Origin of the sequence: Chromobacterium haemolyticum (genome assembly GCF_009936155.1) — a bacterium.
GTDB lineage: Bacteria > Pseudomonadota > Gammaproteobacteria > Burkholderiales > Chromobacteriaceae > Chromobacterium > Chromobacterium haemolyticum.
The window spans coordinates 4,188,328-4,205,096 of the sequence record NZ_AP019312.1 but is presented as its reverse complement, the minus strand read 5'-3'; the positions used below and the strand labels follow the sequence as shown (position 1 = coordinate 4,205,096).

The window sequence follows — 16,769 nt, the reverse complement described above, 5'->3', positions numbered from 1 at the left end:
CCACTTTGCGCGGGACTCCGCATACGCTTGCTGAAACCGCTGCAGTGTTTCGCCATATCCACGCCCATCTATAAGCTGCAGGCACACGACACGCGCCATGGCGTTGCTAAGGCCCTCAATGTCCCTGGCTTCCTCGATTAGCAGGTTCGCCATTACATTCCTGTCCGGCCCATACACTTCTAGCTGCATGTTCCCTTCCTCCTCACTGGACCCGAGCGGTGAACTTCCGCGCGCGGTCGATTGCGTTGTTCAGCTGTCTGGCGATGGGCTTGCTGCTGCCGCCCTCGGCGCGCCAGCGGGCGCCTGGCCGTGGCGCGTCCTGGCTTTGGAGCAGGGCGGCCATGCGAATTTCGTTGATGTGTTCCAGGCCGGCCGCCGGCGCCATGCGCTTGAAGCGCTTAGTCAGGCGCTGGCTAGTCAGGCGCAGCACGGTGTCGGCGCGTTTCTGTTCGGCCTGGCGCTGGGCTTGCTGCACCCAGCCGTCCGCAAACTTCATGAACTCGCTGATCTGCTGCTGGAACTGCTGCTGAGCGGCGCGGCCCCGCTGCTGGCGGGCGCGGTTTTCGGCCTCTGGCAGAAAGGCGTCGTCTTCCGGCCGTGTGCTCATGTAGATGTCCATCTCCGCCGCCTCGGCCGCGATGCGCTGGGCGTCGCCCGACTGGGCGGGAATCGGGGTAAATTTCGTTTCCGTAGAGTTATTGACACGAGTCCAAGGGGCGCTTTCGCGCCCTAACACCTCAACCCCGCGCTTGATTTCCCAGGTGTGCATCCGAGTCACCGCCAGCTGTCCGCCGTCCACCTCCACCACCCCAAACAGCCGCTTCTGTCCCGGCTCGCCGTAGCGGTTGGTGGCCGGTGCGCTGTCCTTGGCCAGACGCAGCGGCATGTTCTTACGGCTGGCCTCATGGCCGCCCATCACCTCCACGAAACGCCCCCAGTTACCGGCGTCTGCCGCAGCGGCGGCGCGCATCAGCACGTCCTCAGCGTCCGCATAGTCAATGCGGCGCAGCTCGCGCCACACGCCCACCGGCGGGCCGCCCACTTGCTGAAACTGACGAATGCCCCAGGTACTGGCCCAGGCGTCCACGCGCTGGGCGGTAACGGTGGCGTCGGTGGCGTAGTCCTCGGCCAGCGTTACGCCATCGTCGCCATCTGGCCGGCCGCCAACGGCTTCATAGTCCTGGCCGATGGAAAACCCGTCCTGGCGGGTGCCATCCACGTTCTTGGCGATGTATTTGGCGATGTAGCCGGCAGCGGTGCCCCGGCTCCAGTCAATGCGCTTGAAGTCCACACGGGCCTTGATGGCCTTCCACACCCAGCGCGAACGCTTGGCGTTCCAGAAGGCCTTCTCCCAGCCGATGGCCTCCGCCAGCTTGGCCAGCGGTTCCTTGGCGCCGGCGGCCTTTTGCTTACGCGCCATGGCCATGGCGTCGGCCCTCGTCAGCGCGTAGCGCAGGCCCAGCTCCTGGCGGTCCTCACGCACCGCATGGCGCGCCACGATGCGGCGAAACTCGCGCACATGCTCCGGCTTCATGAAGAACAAGCCGTGATAGTGCGGCGTGCCGTCGTGATGCGGCTCCGCCACCCGGAACCCAAAAATCTTGATGTCGGCGCGCGCCAAGCTGGCGCCAATGCGTGACCACACCCCGCCCAGGTAATCCCGCGTATCCGTCGGCGTGCTCACGCCGTCGTAATGCGGATTGCGCTGGCCGCTGGCCGCCACACGCGGGTGGAAGCGGCTAGGGGCGGTAAGGGTGATGAACTCGCCGGCCAGCTCCAGGCCAATGGCGATATGCTCAAAACCGGCAATGCGGCACATCAGCTCAGCACGACGGATGCGTGGATTGCTCATGCCGGCGTCGGCCACGTCCGCCAGACTGAACTCCTCGCCCAGCTCATTGATGGCGGTCAGCGCCTCCAGCAGCGCACGGTTGCGGCGCTTCTGCTCGCGCCGGCGTGTCACCGCGTCATGACTGGCGTACAGCGCGTGGCGCTTGTGCACCAGGCCCAGGGCGATAGACAAGGCTTCCGCCTTGCGGGCGTTCACACGGCGCAGGTTCCGGCGCCACCACAGCGAGCAGGCCAGCCGCAGCTTGATGCCGCCGTCGGTGTCCGCGTTGGGCAGCGCGATGCCGTGCTCGCTGCAGAAGCGCTCCAGGTCTTCCATGCTTGCGCCGTCGCGGTGCAGCGCCTCCGCCTGGCTGGCCTTGGCCTTGGCGTATTCCACCAGTTGGCTTTCGCAGGCGCCCAGCTCCAGCGCCTTGGCCGGGAAACGGCCCACCAGCTCACGCAGGTAGTTGTTCGCCTCCGCCTCGCGCCCATCGTCCAGCACGCCCTTGCGGCCGGTGAGTTTGCGGTTGCGCCGGCGCAGCCAGTTGAAGCGCACCGCGCGCTGCAGGTGACGCGGGAAGTGGCCGATCTTGGTCAGCGCCCAGCTGTCCGGCAGGTGGCTTAGCTCTGGCATCTTGGATGTCATGCCGCTGCGTCCTGGCTGTGCTGCGGCTCCGCCGGTGCTTCTCCCTCCACCGCGCCGGCCGCCAGCCGCGCCGCGGCGTGCTCGCTCTCCGCCAGCATGGTTTCCAACTCGTACCAAAGCTGCCCCATCCCCGTCATGCCCAGCCCCAGCCCTTTCAGCGGCAGGCGGTGCATCGCGGCCATGCGGATAATCTGCTCGCGCACGCCGGCCATCACTTTCAGCCCGTCCTGCATATCGGCGATGGCTTCCAGCTGCGCCAGCGTCAGCACCTTGGACTGCAAGGCGCGCACCGACTGCAGGTGACGGACCGCGCGGCGTTCGTCCACCTGGGCGGCCAGCCGCTGGCGGGTGGCCTGAAAGTTTTCGTAGGACATGGCTTTTCCTCTGATCAGACGGGCAGGGTGAACTGGAGCACCACCAGCAACGCCAGCACCAGGGCGGCGGCGATGGCCTGGCCGTTGCCGGCTGGCTGGCGCAGCGGCGCGGTGTAGCAGCCGGTGCCGTTTTGGAAGCGGACGTAACGCAGCTTTTTCATGGGGTTCTCCAGTTTTTGGGCGTAAAAAGCCCCCTCGCGCCGCGCGGGTGCGATTTTTGCAAGGGGGAACGGGGTTAAATCAGCTCGTCAGGCGAGGCCGGGCAGCTCCAGCTGCCTATCGTCAATCGGCGTTCTCAAGCCCAGGCGCGTGCGCTTATGCTCGATGGCGCAGGACTCGCTGTAGGTTTTGAACGGCTTGCCGCAGTGCTCGTAATCGCCGCACTGGTAGTAGGTTTCCCTCACCGTTTCCGTCAGCATCCGGCTAGTGCGCGCGTAGGAGACAAAGCCGCAGTATTTGCACGGGTACGCCATGCCTCAGCTCCGGCAAAACAACTGAAAGGTCAGCTCGTTCATCTGCACCGTCTTGGCGCAGATATCGTGCTGGATGCGCTCCAGGCGGCGGCGCTCGCGGCTGTCCACCTCGCCGTCACGGGTGGCCTCGCGCCACTCGCGCGCCAGCCGCGCCACGTCTTCCACCAGCTCCATGTACAGGGTCTGGATTTCCTCGTTGTCCACCCGCTCGGCGTCCGGCATGCGCACAAACACGCCGCCGCTGTCCATCGCCACCGCCTCGGCAAACAGCGTGGAGCCGTGGAAGGCCTGCATCTGCATCGCCTCATGCAGGCTCACTTCCTGGCCCCGGCGTTCGTAGACGCGGTTCTCCAGCGCATCCTTGGTGATCCCCAGCGCGGCGGCCATCGCCGGCCATCCGCCGGGCATGCCCTTGCACATCTGTTGGAAGCAATTTCTGAAGTTGTCCATCGGGTATCACCAAAAATCTAGAGGTCTTGTGGTTTCCAGGCCGCGGCGGCTTGGCTACAGTTCAAACATGGCCGGTGCGGCCGGCTTTCCAAGCGGCTAGGCCCAGCAGATAGATGTCGCGGGCCAGCTTGCTTTCGGAGTAACCGGTGTCGGCGATGGCCTGATCAAACTCGCTGCGTTCGGCTTGCAGCAGGCGCATCTGCACCGGCTTGACCTTGGAAGTGCCGCGCGGACCGTAAGCGCGGCGCGGGCGGGCTGTCTGTTCGGCGTTTTGCATGTGAGTTACTATGCTCAAGAAAGTGATTCGCAAGCACATGATGGATTAAAAAATTGATCTACGCAACAGGTATGGATTAAAAAATTGAGCCTTGGGGATAGATTGCGGGCGGAAAGAGCCCGTTTTGGATGGAATCAGCAAGAGGCTGCCAAGGTCGGTGGCATCGCCTATTCCACATATCAAGGGTATGAGAGGGGCGACAGATATCCTGACGCTCAGTCATTGGCAAGCTGGGCTATAGCGGGGTTTGATGTGCTTTACATCGTCACCGGACAGCGGAACGCCTCTGAGCTCTCCCCCGAACAGAACGCCGTTTTGGCTTCCTTTGCCCAACTAGACGAACGTGGCAAGCACTTCATTTCTGACATGATCCAAGCCTACAACAAGGCCCACAGCTAGTTGCAGGATGAAGCCTATTGGCTATTCAGTGGGGTGGTGATGACGTGTGGCGTGTCGATCTCAGAGCGGTTGAAGCAAGAGCGTATCCGACTGAACATGATCCAGATGGAAGCGCATAAGGCCGCTGATGTTAGCTATGCGACCTATCTTGGCTATGAAAAAGGGACCAGCTTCCCTAACGCTGAAGTGCTAGCAAGACTCTTTACTGTCGGCTTTGACGTCACCTACATCATCACCGGCAAGCGCTACGACTCGAAGTTGTCGCCTGAAGCTCACGCCCTCTTGAACCAGTTCCAGCAACTGGACCCGCGCGGCCAGCGGCTGGCCCTCGGGGTGATGCAGCAGATCCATCAAAACCTGTCCGAGTCGCACTGAATCGAGGTTGGCAATCTAGTTTTGTTTCGACATGTCTTATCGCGCAGCAAGTTAAGACCGGATGAAATCAAGCTGCTGGCTCGGCCTGAACGGGAATAATTGATGTCTGATTCTTTAGTCCAAACGCTATCAAAATTGGAGTCTGAACTGCACAAGCCGAGTGTGCGTCGGGATTACACGTACATTTGCAGGTTGCTTCATCCAGACTTTGAAGAGGTAGGGAGGTCTGGCTCTCTTTACAGTCGCGAAGAGACAGTGGAGGCATTGTCGACAGAGGAGTGCACCAACGAAATTATGGCTGATTCATATATTGCAGCCGAGTTGTGTAAAGGGGTCGCTCTTTTGAAATATCGATCAGCTCTTATGCAGGAGGATGGATCCCTCTCGCATCATACTTTGCGCTCATCCATCTGGGTCGCAGTGGGGGGCGACTGGAAACTACGCTATCACCAGGGCACGGCAGCTGCTGAAGTGTGGTAACCAACAAATCTACACCGGCTTGATCTTGGCCGTGACGCTCAGGTCGAAAGCGCGGCCTAGGTGGGCTGCCTGTTCGCCGTTTTGTATGTAGCGCAAACTCAAACCCAAAAACAACGCCCGGCCATGTGCCGGGCGTTGCTTGTGTGATTCACACTATGCCTGCATGATATGCTATAGGCTTGAAATGTTATATTTGATAATGACAAATATCGCTTAGGATGCACGCTATGAAAAAAGCCCTGAAATGGATTGGGATTGCCCTGGTGGCCTTGATCGCCATCGGCATTATCTTCGGAGAGAACAAGGGCAAGGTGCCGGCCACGGCCAGCAATGATGCCAGCGGCGCCCAACAGACGGCGCAGCAAGAGGCTCCCGCCACTGCGCCGGCCCAGGCGGCCATCAAGGTTAGCGCCAAGAAGCTATTCCAGGCCTATGACGATAACGAGGCCGCTGCGGATAATGAATACAAAGGCAAGCTGTTGGAGGTGGAAGGCCGCATTGCCTCCATCGACAAAGACGCTTTCGACAACACGATAGTCTGGCTGCGTGCCAAGGACGATTTCAACCGTGTCATGGCCAAGCTGAGTGACGAGGAAGCCCCCAAGGCCAAAGTGCTGAAGAAAGGGCAAACCGTGACCGTGTCCTGCCAGGGCAGCACCCGAATCATTGGCAGCCCCACGCTGGACCGCTGCGCGATCCTCTAAAACAATAGCCCCGCATTAGCAGGGCTTTTTGCTGGAGTCGACGCATGAATCTTGAATCGCCCCTACGTTCCCAGATACCTTGTGAGCCTCACTGAACTGCCCCGGCTTCTATGGGCAATCCTGTCCTATGGGTCGGAGCGCACTCCATTTCAGCTGCCACTTCGACGGCGACAGCCAAACAGCACAATAGAGACAATCAGCGCTACAACAATCAGTCCAATAGGGCCAATTCCCCAGCCCATGCCCAGACCCCAATACAAGCCGCTGCCAAACAGCAGCAAGAGCAAAATCGCAATAATGAGTAAGTCCATGCTTTCTCTCCTAAGTAAGAAGCGAAACTTCGACCGTCAACATTGATGCACACAGATTTTCCTCCATGCTAGTGCTAATAACCACGATTCATCACTAGCGCGGCTGAACGGTCAGTTTGTTGTTAACAGCGATAACCGACTTGACCTGTGCCGCCAGCTTCGTGGCGCGATCAGATTGATTTTGACTGTTTACGGTGCCGTTTAGATCGACAATGCCATGGTCAGTGCGGACATTGATGCCAAGTCCTTTGAGCCACATGTCCTTGACGAATACGGCCTTGACCTTGGTGGTGATGACGGAGTCATCAAGATACTGCCCAGGCATTTCGCTCGTTAAGTCTTCGGCGTATACACTGACTGGACCAAGCAAGGCACCCAACAAAAGCAAGGTGCCGGTGAATTTGATGTCCATGATTTCTCCATTTGGTTTGTTTCAACCGAACGGGCGTCGATTGAATCTAAGCGCCGGTTCTGCGTTGTAATTAAGGCGTTTTCAGTTTCTTCGCGAGATCCTCTTTCATATCGCCTACTGATGCCTGAACAGCCCCAAGGTTTTTCTGGATGCTGCCTTTCGCTTCTAGGTCCTTGTTACCCATGGCTTTGCCAATGACTTCCTTCACTTTGCCCTTCGCTTCTTCCGCACGTCCTTTGATTTGATCTTTGTTGATACCCATGATGCGCTCCTGAAAAATTCAGTCGACTCGGTGTCGACGCATGGCGACGGCCACACATTCGCATCGTAGCTCATCGGCTACATCTGGTCTGTTCGTTGCCATACACATGGGGAATATATCGAGATTTTCAGAATTGATATGGTAGGACAGGCGCTATCGCCGAATGGAGAGCGAAAAATTGAACGGCAGAACTCTATTGCTCATATGCGCGTTCAACTCCGGCTGCGCGACCAACTCGCCGCCGATGGTAACCTGCCCGACGCGCCAGCCAGTAGGACTATTCTGCTTGTACCATACATTGAAAGTGAAAAGAACGATGCCCATCAATTCACATTTTGAATTAATGGGCATTCATCGCGCCAATTAAAATTCTAGTCTTCTTGGTTGACAGAATTCCAGAACTAATTCGGCAGTTACGGTTTAGCCTTATGGGTCAACACTCCGTCCTGCTTATTCCCATATGTTCCACCATCTTTTTTTTTATCGGAGTCCTTGTTGTGGTCTTTTTGGGGGTCGTTGGTAGGTTTTGCCTTATTTTCGAATGCTTGGCCGGTACTGGTTTTGTTTTTGTCAGTTTCGCCAGTTTTTGCGGTTTCATGCTTCTCTTGGATATTGGTCATTTTCTTCACCTCTGATTAGGTTGCTCCACGTAAAATTACGTAGAATCAACATTCAGCATCATTACTATATGGCTTGCGTGCGCAGCGGTCTGTACGCTAGCAGCCATATGGAAACGAAACTGGACCTGACTAAGTCACGGCTTAAGCTTGGATACCTTGGTGCCTTGTAGAGAGACATTGAACATTAGGCCGCCATTGGTCAGCACAAAACCAATGACTGGGGCTTTGGCTGTTTCAGTATCAACCGACCCATCCGCGCCAATTTTCAACAGCACCACATTGGCATCAACCCCGGCGGTCCAGCCATTCCCTTTGCGGAAATGATCCAATGACTCCTGTGTCATGAACAAAAATATAATGGCCTTAGACTGCGCCCCCGCCTGGAAGCCGACAGAGCCCGTCATTGTCTTGTAATAACCTGCATGCTGGTTTCCAATACGTAATTGGCCCTCTCCATAAGCGGCTCCAACGACAAGGCCGGCAGTTAGCACTGAGGGAAAAACCAGCGCCCCTTTGGCGCGGCCCATCAGTTCGCGAGATCCTTTTGCCTGCTGATAAAGCTCGCTTAGTGTTTCATCTACATTGGCATCAATGGCCAGATTTCTCGTCATGTCACTTGCTTGATAATTTGGCGATGTCGTCGTGCAGCTGATCAGCGAACCACCGAGTAGCAATATCATACCGATACGTTTGAGCATGGTATTTTCTCCTGTAGATAGATTTTAGGTGTCAGATAGTGACTTTGATTTTGTCAATAACATTACGGACACCAGGCATTCCCGCGGCAGCATGTTGGGCCAGTGCACGTTCCGACCAACTGTGTACAGTACCCCCCAGAATGACATCGGAACCATCAATACTGACGGTGATGCTTGCAATATCACGGATTGCCCGACGCTTCAGGGCTGCCTCCACCTCTTCTTTGACCGCTCGGCTGATTTCTTTAGGGCGAATGCCAATGTCGCTGCTAATCCCGGTGACACCCGAAAGGTGGCACACTAGCTTGCAGGCATCCTTTCTCTGGTAGTCCCACTCAACTTGGCCGGAAAGGGTGACCCAGCCATGCTCTACCATGACTTTGATAGAGTTCTCCTTGAGATATCCCATCATCTGAAGCACACGGGCTGCAGTACGTGAAATATCTGCATCATTAGGATTTTCTTGGCCAGGGAGTTCCACCGTTATTCCCTCCGCAATGGCTGTTACACCGCCTACACGCAGCGTCGCGCGTTCCGCAGACCATTTCTGTGCATAGTTGGCAACATGTCCACAGAGTGTAACAACCCCATCATTTACCTGTACCCCAATATGAGTGGAGTTGATAGCTGGGTCCCACATTAGTTCGGCCATTACGTCAGCTTGTAACTGGCTATCTGTCTTGATCATGACTTGAGCTCCTTAGTTTATTGGATTTTCATCCTCAACGAGGCCTCAACGAGAGTCTGTCCGCTACCGTACTTTAGATGTAATTTTTTTACGTGGGAGGTCTAGCTAGGGCCGAGCGGTCAGTATCAACATTTGCCATCTTATTTTTGTAATGAACTTTACAATTAAATATTAAAATGAATTTGCAGAAATCTGAACCTAATTGTCAAAATCGTGTCTAAAAAAATCTACTAATTTTTGAATCTAAAATTAAGGAAATAATGATGATCGAATCAAACCATTTTGTACTTGTCTTTTACTACAGCAATAAACACTTATTTGCTGGCGATATCACAGCCAGAAATAGTCAGATTCATCGCTCCAAGCACGAGGCATGCGCTAGGTTCGAATCCATTGATAATGCTTTGGATGCACAGGTACCTCCGATGTACCGCTTTGCAGCAATTCACTCTCCATGTGGAACATACCACTTCAGCCGGGAAAACGGTTGGGAAGCTCAGCTGCGTTAACTTTATATAACAGCGAGATTGGCTTCGGCAATTGCTTTGATTACACAAAAAATGGCAGAAACTGCTATGGCTGAACCAAGAGGAAAAACAAGAGAGTTGCTAGTAAAGGTAGCAAACAAAATGGATCGGGCATCCCAATGCAATTAAGAAAATATAGATTATGTGCGCTACCGCACAGACATGGAAGAAACAAGCGGACATTATAGGCTTACCGACACCTGCAACCTTGCAAGTGCGGCACATACCAATTTAAGGTGATCTTCATGACTAGCCCCACTCAACAAACTACCGGTGATCACAGCAACCCCTCTGATGTTGTCAAGCCTTCACAGCCAGCAGATGCCTCGCCCAAACCGAGTGCCCCGAAAACTGAACCGAAGGAACCCATCACACATACCCCGCCTAAAGAAGCATCTGGCTCGAACTCTGGTTTTCGTAAAGCCCAATAATAGTCAACAGGCTTTGTAGGGCTGAGTTCAGACTTAATAAAAAAATAGTAATCGTGAAACAGCAGAAATCTTGCCGTTCCAGATCCTAAAATGGAACGGCAAGCACTCCGAATTAGCTTTTGGCCGGTGGTGGCAACAGGCGGTCCATTTCAGCTCTCACTACCGCATAACACTCGCAACTCAGTTTCTCCAGTCTTACTCTATCCAGGACGGTAATATGACCGCGCCGGTATTCGATTATTTTCAGTTTTTGCAGTTTGCCTGCGGCATGGGTGACCCCAGCACGCCTTACTCCCAACATATTAGCAATCAGTTCCTGAGTCATACACAATTGGTTGCCTGATAAACAATCTAAGGACAGCAGCAACCAGCGGCAGAGTTGTTGGTCGATGGAGTGATGCCGGTTGCATGCAGCTGTCTGTACCATTTGCGCCATTAACGCTTGGGTGTAGCGCAGCATCAACAGTAACATCTCGCCATGGCGACTGAACTCGTGCAAAAAATGTGTAGCGGGTAAAGCGTAAGCATGACCAGCGCTTTGAACAATGGCTTGACCGGTGGAGGGTGCCCCACCCATGAAAGCTGACACGCCTACCAGCCCTTCATTGCCAATCACGGCGATTTCTGCTGACGCGCCATTCTCCATTACATACAAAATCGACACGATTGAATCAGCAGGGAAGTAAACACGGGACATGGGGCGGCTAGCATCACTTAGCATCTCCCCCAAGGCTAGCGACACGTACTCCAAATGCTGCAGAAGACGTTGTTGTACTTCGGGAGGCAAAGCTGCAAGTAATCGATTTTGCAACGGAAGGCACGGCTTGGGCATAAATATCTCCATTAAATGAAAAAGCATCAAGGTCAGGTATATCCCCCACTTCTTCTAGAATGTATTGATACTAATGAATAAGGAGATTGCTATTATGGCAACAGGCATTATCAAATTTTTTGATCCGGTCAAAGGTGCCGGTATTATCCAGCCAGACTTTCGTGGAGATAATCTGTATCTGGAGGTGTCGCAAGTAATGATGGATATCCCGGAATATTTACCTCCAGGGCAACGTGTCAGCTACATAAAGGCTATCGGCGTGAATGGTTTGCAAGCCCAGTGTATCCGTCTACTCGCCCCTCTCTACAACGCACAAGACTGAAATAATTTATTTGGGAAAATATTATGCACAAAACAAATGCCGACGTACTAGCACTGGCGGCGCTACTCAAAGCCATCGTAGCCGACCCAAAGGCCTTGTTCGTCACCCCAGGCCCCTGTCATGATGCGGGAGCTGCCAGTGCTACTGCTGCGGCTGATTTCGTGCTGAACTTCTCCAGACGACTACAACAGGACATCAGTGACGAAGTCACCTTGTCTAATGTCGCAAACCTGTTGTTCCGTTAAGTCGTTTCAATGATTAGCCCTGAATGGTGCCACTGGCAGACACAAACAGATGCGAAGAAGTAAACAAAAGTAGAGCTATTGGCCGACTTTTTGTTAGAACATGTGGAACTTCTGAAAGTTCGGTTGCAGACAACGCTAATACTTGGAATGAGAGGCGCTCGATGACTGAAAGTGAGATTTTGGAACGAATCGAAGCGATGAATGGAAATCGCGATAGTGCGTTGCTAGCTAGCTTCTGGTTGTTGATGGGTGGGCGCTACGATATTCGACTGTTTACTGTAAATGATTTGAGGGACTTGGCAGGGGATAGTAGAGCAATATTTTATGCTATAAGCGAAGCCTACACCTCGGAGCAACTTACAATTTTAACCCCAGGTTTGGCTTCTGTGCTGATGGACATTCTGGTGAGTTATGAGCACGAACGAGTCCAGCATATCTAGGGCAGCCCTTATGTCAATTTTAATCTTTTTGTCATTTTTGGCGTGCCCAACTTCCTTGTCGCAGTTTATCTGGTCGAGCCTTAAATACTCGGAGGGATAGACGCCTCCACCGCTTCCAGCTTCATCTCCAGCTCCAGCTGGCTGGTAAAGCCGCCGTCGTTGAGGGTGTGAGTGATCTTGTTGATCACCCATTCCGTGGCGTCGATGGCCGGCTTGAAGCCCTGCACCCTGGCCGGCAGCTCGGCGAACAGCTCCGGCCGGCCGTAGGCCAGGTTGATGCTGAACTCGGCGGCGCCGCGCTGCAGCTTCTCCCATGCGGCTTTCGCCCCCTGCAGCGCGCTGGCTTCGCTGGCATAGATGTGGCGTAGTACCTTGACGTTGCCGGCGCTGGGCTCCACGCCTTTTTGCTGGATGGCGGTGAGCTTTTTGCGTTTGGTCTGGCGCCCCAGTTTGGTGACGGTGGCGCGGCGTTCGAAGCGGGTGTTTTTGTCGACAACGACTTCGCCGCGCTTGGCGCGGTTCAGATCCTGCCATTGCGCTTTGACGGCGGTGTAGGCGTTGCGGTCGGCGATGTTGAAGCGGTGGCTGTCGCCGCTGGCGCGGGTGAGGGTGCAGACCGGGAAGGGCTTGCCGCTGACAGTTTCGGCGTCGCCGGCCTTGCAGAACACCAGGCGGCCATTTTTCACCGTGGCCACGGCGTCGTGTTCGCGCGCCAGCCGGTGCAGCAGTTGAGCGTCGCTTTCGTTGCGCTGATCCAGCTGTTCGACGCGGCGCTTGGCCAGCCAGTCGGGTATTGCCGGCTGCAGTTGGTTGGCGGCGGCGATGGCGCGGACGATGGCGCCGAGCGTGGTCTTGCTCCAGCTTTTTTCGCGCTTGGCGGCGATGCCTTCGCGCAGGTCGGTGGAGCGGGCGCGCAGGGTCAGAATGTCAGGGGTGCTGCTGTGCTCCACTTCGTCAACGGTGTAGCTGCCCTTGTCGATCAGGCCGCTATGTTGCCAGCCCAGCGCCACGGCGATGACGGCGCCGCGGCCTGGCAGCTCCAGCATGCCGTCGCTGTCGTCCAGCACGATGTCGAGCTGGTCGGCTTCGAAGCCGCGGTTGTCGGTCAGCGTCAGCGCCACCAGCCGGCGGCGCAGCGCGCTGTCCAGCGGCTTGCCGTTGAGCGTGAGCCGCCAGGCCGGTGTCGGCGCGCCATTGAGGCCGGCAAAGCCGGCGAGGTTGTCCAGCGCTTGGCCGGCCAGGTCCAGGCCTTGCTGGGCGATGCCCTGGCCGGCGGCCGTCAGGCTGTCCAGGCTCAAAACGCCAGCTCCATCACCGCCCGGCTGAGGTTGCCGAGCAGGTCCAGCATGCTGCCGTCAACGCGCTGCAGTGTCAGGGTGAAGTCGATCTCGCGCGCCTTGCCGTCGCTGAAGAACTCGCGGCGGGTCAGGTCCAGCTTCTCGATGACATAGAAGCCGTAAATCATGCCGGTGCCTTCGATCAGCGGCCAGGCCTTGGCCTGATCGGCCATCAGCTTGAGCAGGGCCAGCGAGCTGTCGCCGCCGGTCAGCTCCGGCAGCAGCTTGCCGGACAGGGTGATGGGTTCCTCCTCCGGCCCGGTGTACTGGCGGCCGGGCGCGGCGCCGACGCGGGGATTGCCCGGCCAGCGCCAGCCGTACTGCTGTTTCATTTCCTGGTAGGGCAGGGTGCTGCGGGTGAACACGAACAGCCCGAGCGCCATCATCGGCAGGCCTAGCATTAGTCGATGTCTCCAAATTTGCTGCGCTGACGGGCCTGGGCGTCGCGCTGGGCTTTCTCCAGTTCCAGACGCACCAGCCGCGCCAATGCGCGTTCGTCCATGCCGGGCGCGGCGTGGATGGTGATGGGGGCGTTGATCATCACCGGAGCGGCGGTCGCCGCCGCCGGCCGCGCCAGCGGCGGGCGGGTGTCCAACTGGCCGGCCAGCGCCGGCCCGGCGCCCAGCATGACGCCGGCGCCGATGGCGGTCAGCTTGCCGGTGGCCTGGCGCAGTGCGGCCAGCGGGCCGTCCTGGCCCTTAACGATGCCTTGTTCCAGCCCGGCCATGGTGTAGCCGCCAATGCCGGCGAATACGCGGGACGGCGAGTGGATGTCCAGCTTGTTGCGCAGCCACTCCGGCAGCATGTCGCCGACGCCGAGGATGGCGTCCTTGACCCCGCCCAGGCTGTTTTTGATGCCGTTGACCAGGCCTTGAATGATCATGGTGCCGAAGCCGGTAAAGCGGTTCGGCAGCTCCACGCCGAACCAGCCCATTACTGCGGCGAAGGCGCGATAGAACAGCCCCAGCGGCGACCAGTTGAGGATCAGCGCGGCAATGCCGGCCACGCCGCCGCTGAACGCCGTTTTGATTTCCGCCCAGATATCGGCGAAGAAGGCCTTGATCGGCTCCCAATAGAGGTAGATCAGCGTGGCGGCGGCGGCAATGGCGGTGATGGCGAGGCCAATGGGGGTGAACATCATCATGCGGCCGACGAAGCCGACAACCTTCAGCACCGTCATCAGCGCCGGGCCTATCCGGCCCAAGACGCCTAGGCCGCTGCTCAACCCTGCAAACAGCGTGGACACGCTCATGCGGGCGAGCGCCAATGGTCCGATCAGGGTAGCCAGCACCAGGGCGAACGCGCCGAATGTGACCATGATGATGGCCAGCACCGCCGCGCCTTTCATCAGCGCATTGGCGAGCTTGGGATTTTCCCGCGCCCAGGCGCCGGTTTTTTCGGATAGGTTGGCGATCCACTCTGCAGCGGATTTCAGCTCCGGCGAGATGGATTCGCCAAACTTCACCATGGCATTGGTAAAGGTGCCGCTGGCCGCATCCCACAGATTCTTGAGGGTGCCGAGCTGCTGGTTGACGCGTTCCTGCAGGCTGGCTTGTTCCGCCAAGTTCTTCACCACATCGTCGTAGCCGCCCTGGCCCTTCTCGATGATCTTGGAAAGAACCTCATTGGTTTCCTTGTCGTCGCCAAAAATGTCTTTCAGCACCGCCAGGCGATTGACGGTGTCCAGCTTCTGCAGCTTGGCCAGCTGCTTCATCAGGTTGTCCAGACCGCCGAACTCGCCCTTTCCATTTGTGAAGTCCAGCCCCAGGCTTATCTTTTTCTTCTTGAGCAGGGACTTCTCCACTTTTTTGATCTTGTCGATGTTCAGCCCCGCCGCGATGACTTTGCGGATGGCGTTGCCGGCGGACTCTCCACGCATGCCGGCTTGGTCCATCATCACGACGAAGGGCGCGAAGGCTTTGGCGCCCTCCAGGCCCTTGACCTTGATCATGTCCATCGCCGCGCCCAAACCCTTGTAGGCTTCCAGCATGTTGCCGGAGTCGACGCCGGCGTAGAAGCCGCGCTGGATCATGTCCACCAGCCCCATCATGTCTTTTTCGCTGGTGCGGGTGGCGTCTTGCAGCTTGGCGGTGAATTCAGCGGCCTCTGTAGGCGCCATCTTCAGTTGCACGCCCAGGTAGGCAGTGGCTTCGCCCAAGCCGCCCAGCACGGACTGGGCGCTCATGCCCTGACGCTGCAGCATCGTCATCATGTCCTGAAAGTCCGCCGTGGTACCCGGCAAGCGGTCGCCCAACTTTTCGGCCAGCCGGTTGACTTGCTCGTATTCGGGGGGCACGACGCCACCGGCGCGCATCATGGCGCCCTTCAACTGGGTTGCCGAGTCTTCCGCCTCCGCGTAGGCCGCTACCGGCTTTAGCACCGCCGCGCCGGTGGCCACGCCGCCGGCCATGGAGGCCACGCCAACGCCGGCCACCTTGTCGCGCACCTCCTTTGCCCGGCCGTAGCGGCCGCGAATGTCGTTCAGCCGCTGCTGGTGGCGGCTTACTTTTTCCAGCGCGGCCTGCTGCTTCTCCAGCGAGGCGGTGACGCCGGCGACACTGGACTTGAGCTGATCCTCGTGCCGGGCCAGCTGTCCCACCTTGATGCCGGCATTGCTCAGTAGCTGGCGGCTTTTCACCAGCTCTTGCGCCAGCCGCTGGCGGTTGGCGGTGTTTTCCTTGAGCGTCACGCTTTCCTTTTGCATCGCGTCCTTGGCGCGGCGGATGGCGTTGGTTTGCAGGTTGTGCTTGTGCTGCAGCGCTTCCAGCTCAAACTTTTGTTTGGCGATGGCGGCGGTGTAGTTGCCGGCCAGATTAGGAAACTTGATCAGCGCGTGATTGAGGTTGTCATAGCTCTTTTGCGCGGCTTTGAGCTTGGCGGCGGTGGCGGTGCGTTCGGTCTGCGCCAGCCCCAGCGCGCGGCGGTGCTTGTCCAGCGCCTCGTTGGACTTGCGCATGGCTTCGGTGGAGGCCTTGGATTGTTCGCGCAGCCGGTTGAAGGATGCCATTTGCCCCTGGGTCCGCTCCAGCGCTTTTAGTTGCTCGCGGGAGTGCTTGACCGCCTGGGCCAGTTCCTTGCTGCCGGCCATGGCGTCGCGCAGCGGGCGGGTCAGCTTGTCCACGCCCGCCAGCAGCACTTCCAGCTTCATCCGGGTATCGCTCATGTGTCCTCGTTGCCGCTGCGCAGGCGGGCGTGTTCGCGCCAGTCGGCCAGCTCGGCCAGGTTCATGTGATCAAACGCCGACGGCGGCCAGTGAAAGATGACCGCGACGTCGGCGATGGCGTCTTCTACGCGGCCGGGGAGGCCGTGTCCGCTTCGCTCGGCAGCCGTTCCTTCTTCCCCAAAAAACTGGCCACCGCGATGCCGCATTCGGTCAGGTCAGCCGGGTCCATGCCTTGCACTTCCTGTTCGGTCAGCGGCGGCAGGGTGATGCGCGGCAACAGGGTGATCAGCGCGCCGACGTCCATTTGCAGCAGATCCACCAGCTTGGTGCCGCGCAGCTGGCCGGCGCTGGGCTTGCTGATGCGGATGGAGGCGATTTGGGTCTGTCCGCGCTGGATCGGTTGGTCCAGGGTGATGGGGTCTTTGTCTTGCATGGCATGTCCTTGATTTGAGCGGCCGGGGTGGGCCGGATGG

General features: G+C 57.6%; 25 protein-coding genes. 7 read left to right on the top strand and 18 right to left on the bottom strand.

The window, feature by feature from the left end:
- Positions 1 to 202: 202 nt before the first annotated feature.
- The 6 genes from GYH29_RS19340 to GYH29_RS19315 all read right to left on the bottom strand — a co-directional run bounded on the left by GYH29_RS19340 (position 203) and on the right by GYH29_RS19315 (position 4,050).
- Positions 203 to 2,476, bottom strand: coding sequence for a replication endonuclease (locus GYH29_RS19340; protein WP_081950317.1), 2,274 nt, complete (start codon positions 2,474 to 2,476; stop codon positions 203 to 205).
- Positions 2,473 to 2,850 carry a hypothetical protein gene (locus GYH29_RS19335; protein WP_043591261.1) on the bottom strand — a complete coding sequence of 126 codons (378 nt, stop codon included), beginning with the start codon at positions 2,848 to 2,850 and terminating at the stop codon, positions 2,473 to 2,475. The genes GYH29_RS19340 and GYH29_RS19335 overlap by 4 nt, the downstream gene beginning before the upstream one ends.
- A gap of 14 nt (positions 2,851 to 2,864) precedes the next feature.
- Positions 2,865 to 3,011 (bottom strand): hypothetical protein, encoded by a 147-nt coding sequence (locus GYH29_RS19330; protein WP_019102739.1) that lies wholly within the window; start codon positions 3,009 to 3,011, stop codon positions 2,865 to 2,867.
- 87 nt (positions 3,012 to 3,098) lie between these two features.
- On the bottom strand, positions 3,099 to 3,323 hold the full coding sequence (locus tag GYH29_RS19325; RefSeq protein ID WP_019102738.1) for an ogr/Delta-like zinc finger family protein: 225 nt from the start codon (positions 3,321 to 3,323) through the stop codon (positions 3,099 to 3,101).
- Positions 3,324 to 3,326: 3 nt separating this feature from the next.
- Complete coding sequence (locus tag GYH29_RS19320) at positions 3,327 to 3,773, bottom strand: YmfL family putative regulatory protein (RefSeq protein WP_081950316.1); 447 nt, start codon at positions 3,771 to 3,773, stop codon at positions 3,327 to 3,329.
- A gap of 61 nt (positions 3,774 to 3,834) precedes the next feature.
- Entirely contained in the window at positions 3,835 to 4,050 is a 216-nt protein-coding gene (locus GYH29_RS19315; RefSeq protein ID WP_043591259.1) for a hypothetical protein, read from the bottom strand.
- Between the two features lie 84 nt (positions 4,051 to 4,134).
- Between GYH29_RS19315 and GYH29_RS19310 the strand changes: the two genes are divergently transcribed.
- From GYH29_RS19310 to GYH29_RS19295, 4 genes are all read left to right on the top strand, one after another.
- Entirely contained in the window at positions 4,135 to 4,449 is a 315-nt protein-coding gene (locus GYH29_RS19310; RefSeq protein WP_052052032.1) for a helix-turn-helix domain-containing protein, read from the top strand.
- Positions 4,450 to 4,824 carry a helix-turn-helix domain-containing protein gene (locus GYH29_RS19305; RefSeq protein ID WP_052052031.1) on the top strand — a complete coding sequence of 125 codons (375 nt, stop codon included), beginning with the start codon at positions 4,450 to 4,452 and terminating at the stop codon, positions 4,822 to 4,824. It begins immediately after the preceding gene.
- Between the two features lie 102 nt (positions 4,825 to 4,926).
- Positions 4,927 to 5,304: a nuclear transport factor 2 family protein gene (locus GYH29_RS25195; RefSeq protein WP_152596904.1), complete on the top strand. Its 378-nt coding sequence runs from the start codon at positions 4,927 to 4,929 to the stop codon at positions 5,302 to 5,304.
- A 227-nt stretch (positions 5,305 to 5,531) separates the two neighbouring features.
- Entirely contained in the window at positions 5,532 to 6,008 is a 477-nt protein-coding gene (locus tag GYH29_RS19295) for an OB-fold protein (protein WP_161524265.1), read from the top strand.
- Positions 6,009 to 6,157: 149 nt separating this feature from the next.
- On the opposite strand, the gene GYH29_RS19290 is transcribed toward GYH29_RS19295, so the two are convergent.
- From GYH29_RS19290 to GYH29_RS19260, 7 genes are all read right to left on the bottom strand, one after another.
- Positions 6,158 to 6,319, bottom strand: coding sequence for a DUF3309 family protein (locus tag GYH29_RS19290; RefSeq protein WP_019103438.1), 162 nt, complete (start codon positions 6,317 to 6,319; stop codon positions 6,158 to 6,160).
- Between the two features lie 94 nt (positions 6,320 to 6,413).
- Positions 6,414 to 6,731 carry a BON domain-containing protein gene (locus tag GYH29_RS19285; protein ID WP_043591258.1) on the bottom strand — a complete coding sequence of 106 codons (318 nt, stop codon included), beginning with the start codon at positions 6,729 to 6,731 and terminating at the stop codon, positions 6,414 to 6,416.
- A gap of 70 nt (positions 6,732 to 6,801) precedes the next feature.
- A complete protein-coding gene (locus GYH29_RS19280) occupies positions 6,802 to 6,993 on the bottom strand; it encodes a CsbD family protein (protein WP_232060424.1) in 192 nt (63 codons plus the stop codon).
- A 413-nt stretch (positions 6,994 to 7,406) separates the two neighbouring features.
- Positions 7,407 to 7,613, bottom strand: coding sequence for a hypothetical protein (locus GYH29_RS19275; RefSeq protein WP_152596903.1), 207 nt, complete (start codon positions 7,611 to 7,613; stop codon positions 7,407 to 7,409).
- 134 nt (positions 7,614 to 7,747) lie between these two features.
- The gene (locus GYH29_RS19270) at positions 7,748 to 8,311 is read right to left on the bottom strand and encodes a BPSL1445 family SYLF domain-containing lipoprotein (protein ID WP_019101107.1); all 564 of its coding nucleotides are present in this window, start codon (positions 8,309 to 8,311) and stop codon (positions 7,748 to 7,750) included.
- Between the two features lie 31 nt (positions 8,312 to 8,342).
- Entirely contained in the window at positions 8,343 to 8,999 is a 657-nt protein-coding gene (locus GYH29_RS19265; protein WP_198001604.1) for a BON domain-containing protein, read from the bottom strand.
- Positions 9,000 to 10,069: 1,070 nt separating this feature from the next.
- On the bottom strand, positions 10,070 to 10,789 hold the full coding sequence (locus GYH29_RS19260; protein WP_043591256.1) for a Crp/Fnr family transcriptional regulator: 720 nt from the start codon (positions 10,787 to 10,789) through the stop codon (positions 10,070 to 10,072).
- A gap of 94 nt (positions 10,790 to 10,883) precedes the next feature.
- Between GYH29_RS19260 and GYH29_RS19255 the strand changes: the two genes are divergently transcribed.
- The 3 genes from GYH29_RS19255 (at position 10,884) to GYH29_RS19245 (ending at position 11,796) form a co-directional block, all read left to right on the top strand.
- Complete coding sequence (locus GYH29_RS19255; RefSeq protein WP_043591422.1) at positions 10,884 to 11,111, top strand: cold-shock protein; 228 nt, start codon at positions 10,884 to 10,886, stop codon at positions 11,109 to 11,111.
- A gap of 23 nt (positions 11,112 to 11,134) precedes the next feature.
- Positions 11,135 to 11,356: a hypothetical protein gene (locus GYH29_RS19250; protein WP_019101111.1), complete on the top strand. Its 222-nt coding sequence runs from the start codon at positions 11,135 to 11,137 to the stop codon at positions 11,354 to 11,356.
- Positions 11,357 to 11,517: 161 nt separating this feature from the next.
- Positions 11,518 to 11,796, top strand: a complete 279-nt coding sequence (locus tag GYH29_RS19245; protein ID WP_043591254.1) for a hypothetical protein — start codon at positions 11,518 to 11,520, stop codon at positions 11,794 to 11,796.
- 80 nt (positions 11,797 to 11,876) lie between these two features.
- Here the strand turns inward: GYH29_RS19245 and GYH29_RS19240 are convergent, their stop codons facing one another.
- From GYH29_RS19240 to GYH29_RS19220, 5 genes are read right to left on the bottom strand one after another with little or no spacing between them, the layout of a single operon-like run.
- Complete coding sequence (locus GYH29_RS19240; protein ID WP_232060423.1) at positions 11,877 to 13,094, bottom strand: phage late control D family protein; 1,218 nt, start codon at positions 13,092 to 13,094, stop codon at positions 11,877 to 11,879.
- Positions 13,091 to 13,534, bottom strand: a complete 444-nt coding sequence (locus GYH29_RS19235) for a phage tail protein (RefSeq protein ID WP_052052028.1) — start codon at positions 13,532 to 13,534, stop codon at positions 13,091 to 13,093. Before GYH29_RS19235 ends, GYH29_RS19240 begins: the two co-directional genes overlap by 4 nt.
- Complete coding sequence (locus GYH29_RS19230; protein WP_043591251.1) at positions 13,534 to 16,296, bottom strand: phage tail tape measure protein; 2,763 nt, start codon at positions 16,294 to 16,296, stop codon at positions 13,534 to 13,536. Before GYH29_RS19230 ends, GYH29_RS19235 begins: the two co-directional genes overlap by 1 nt.
- The gene (locus GYH29_RS25190) at positions 16,293 to 16,502 is read right to left on the bottom strand and encodes a GpE family phage tail protein (protein WP_174243650.1); all 210 of its coding nucleotides are present in this window, start codon (positions 16,500 to 16,502) and stop codon (positions 16,293 to 16,295) included. Before GYH29_RS25190 ends, GYH29_RS19230 begins: the two co-directional genes overlap by 4 nt.
- Complete coding sequence (locus tag GYH29_RS19220) at positions 16,421 to 16,729, bottom strand: phage tail assembly protein (protein ID WP_043591249.1); 309 nt, start codon at positions 16,727 to 16,729, stop codon at positions 16,421 to 16,423. Before GYH29_RS19220 ends, GYH29_RS25190 begins: the two co-directional genes overlap by 82 nt.
- Between the last annotated feature and the right edge of the window lie 40 nt (positions 16,730 to 16,769).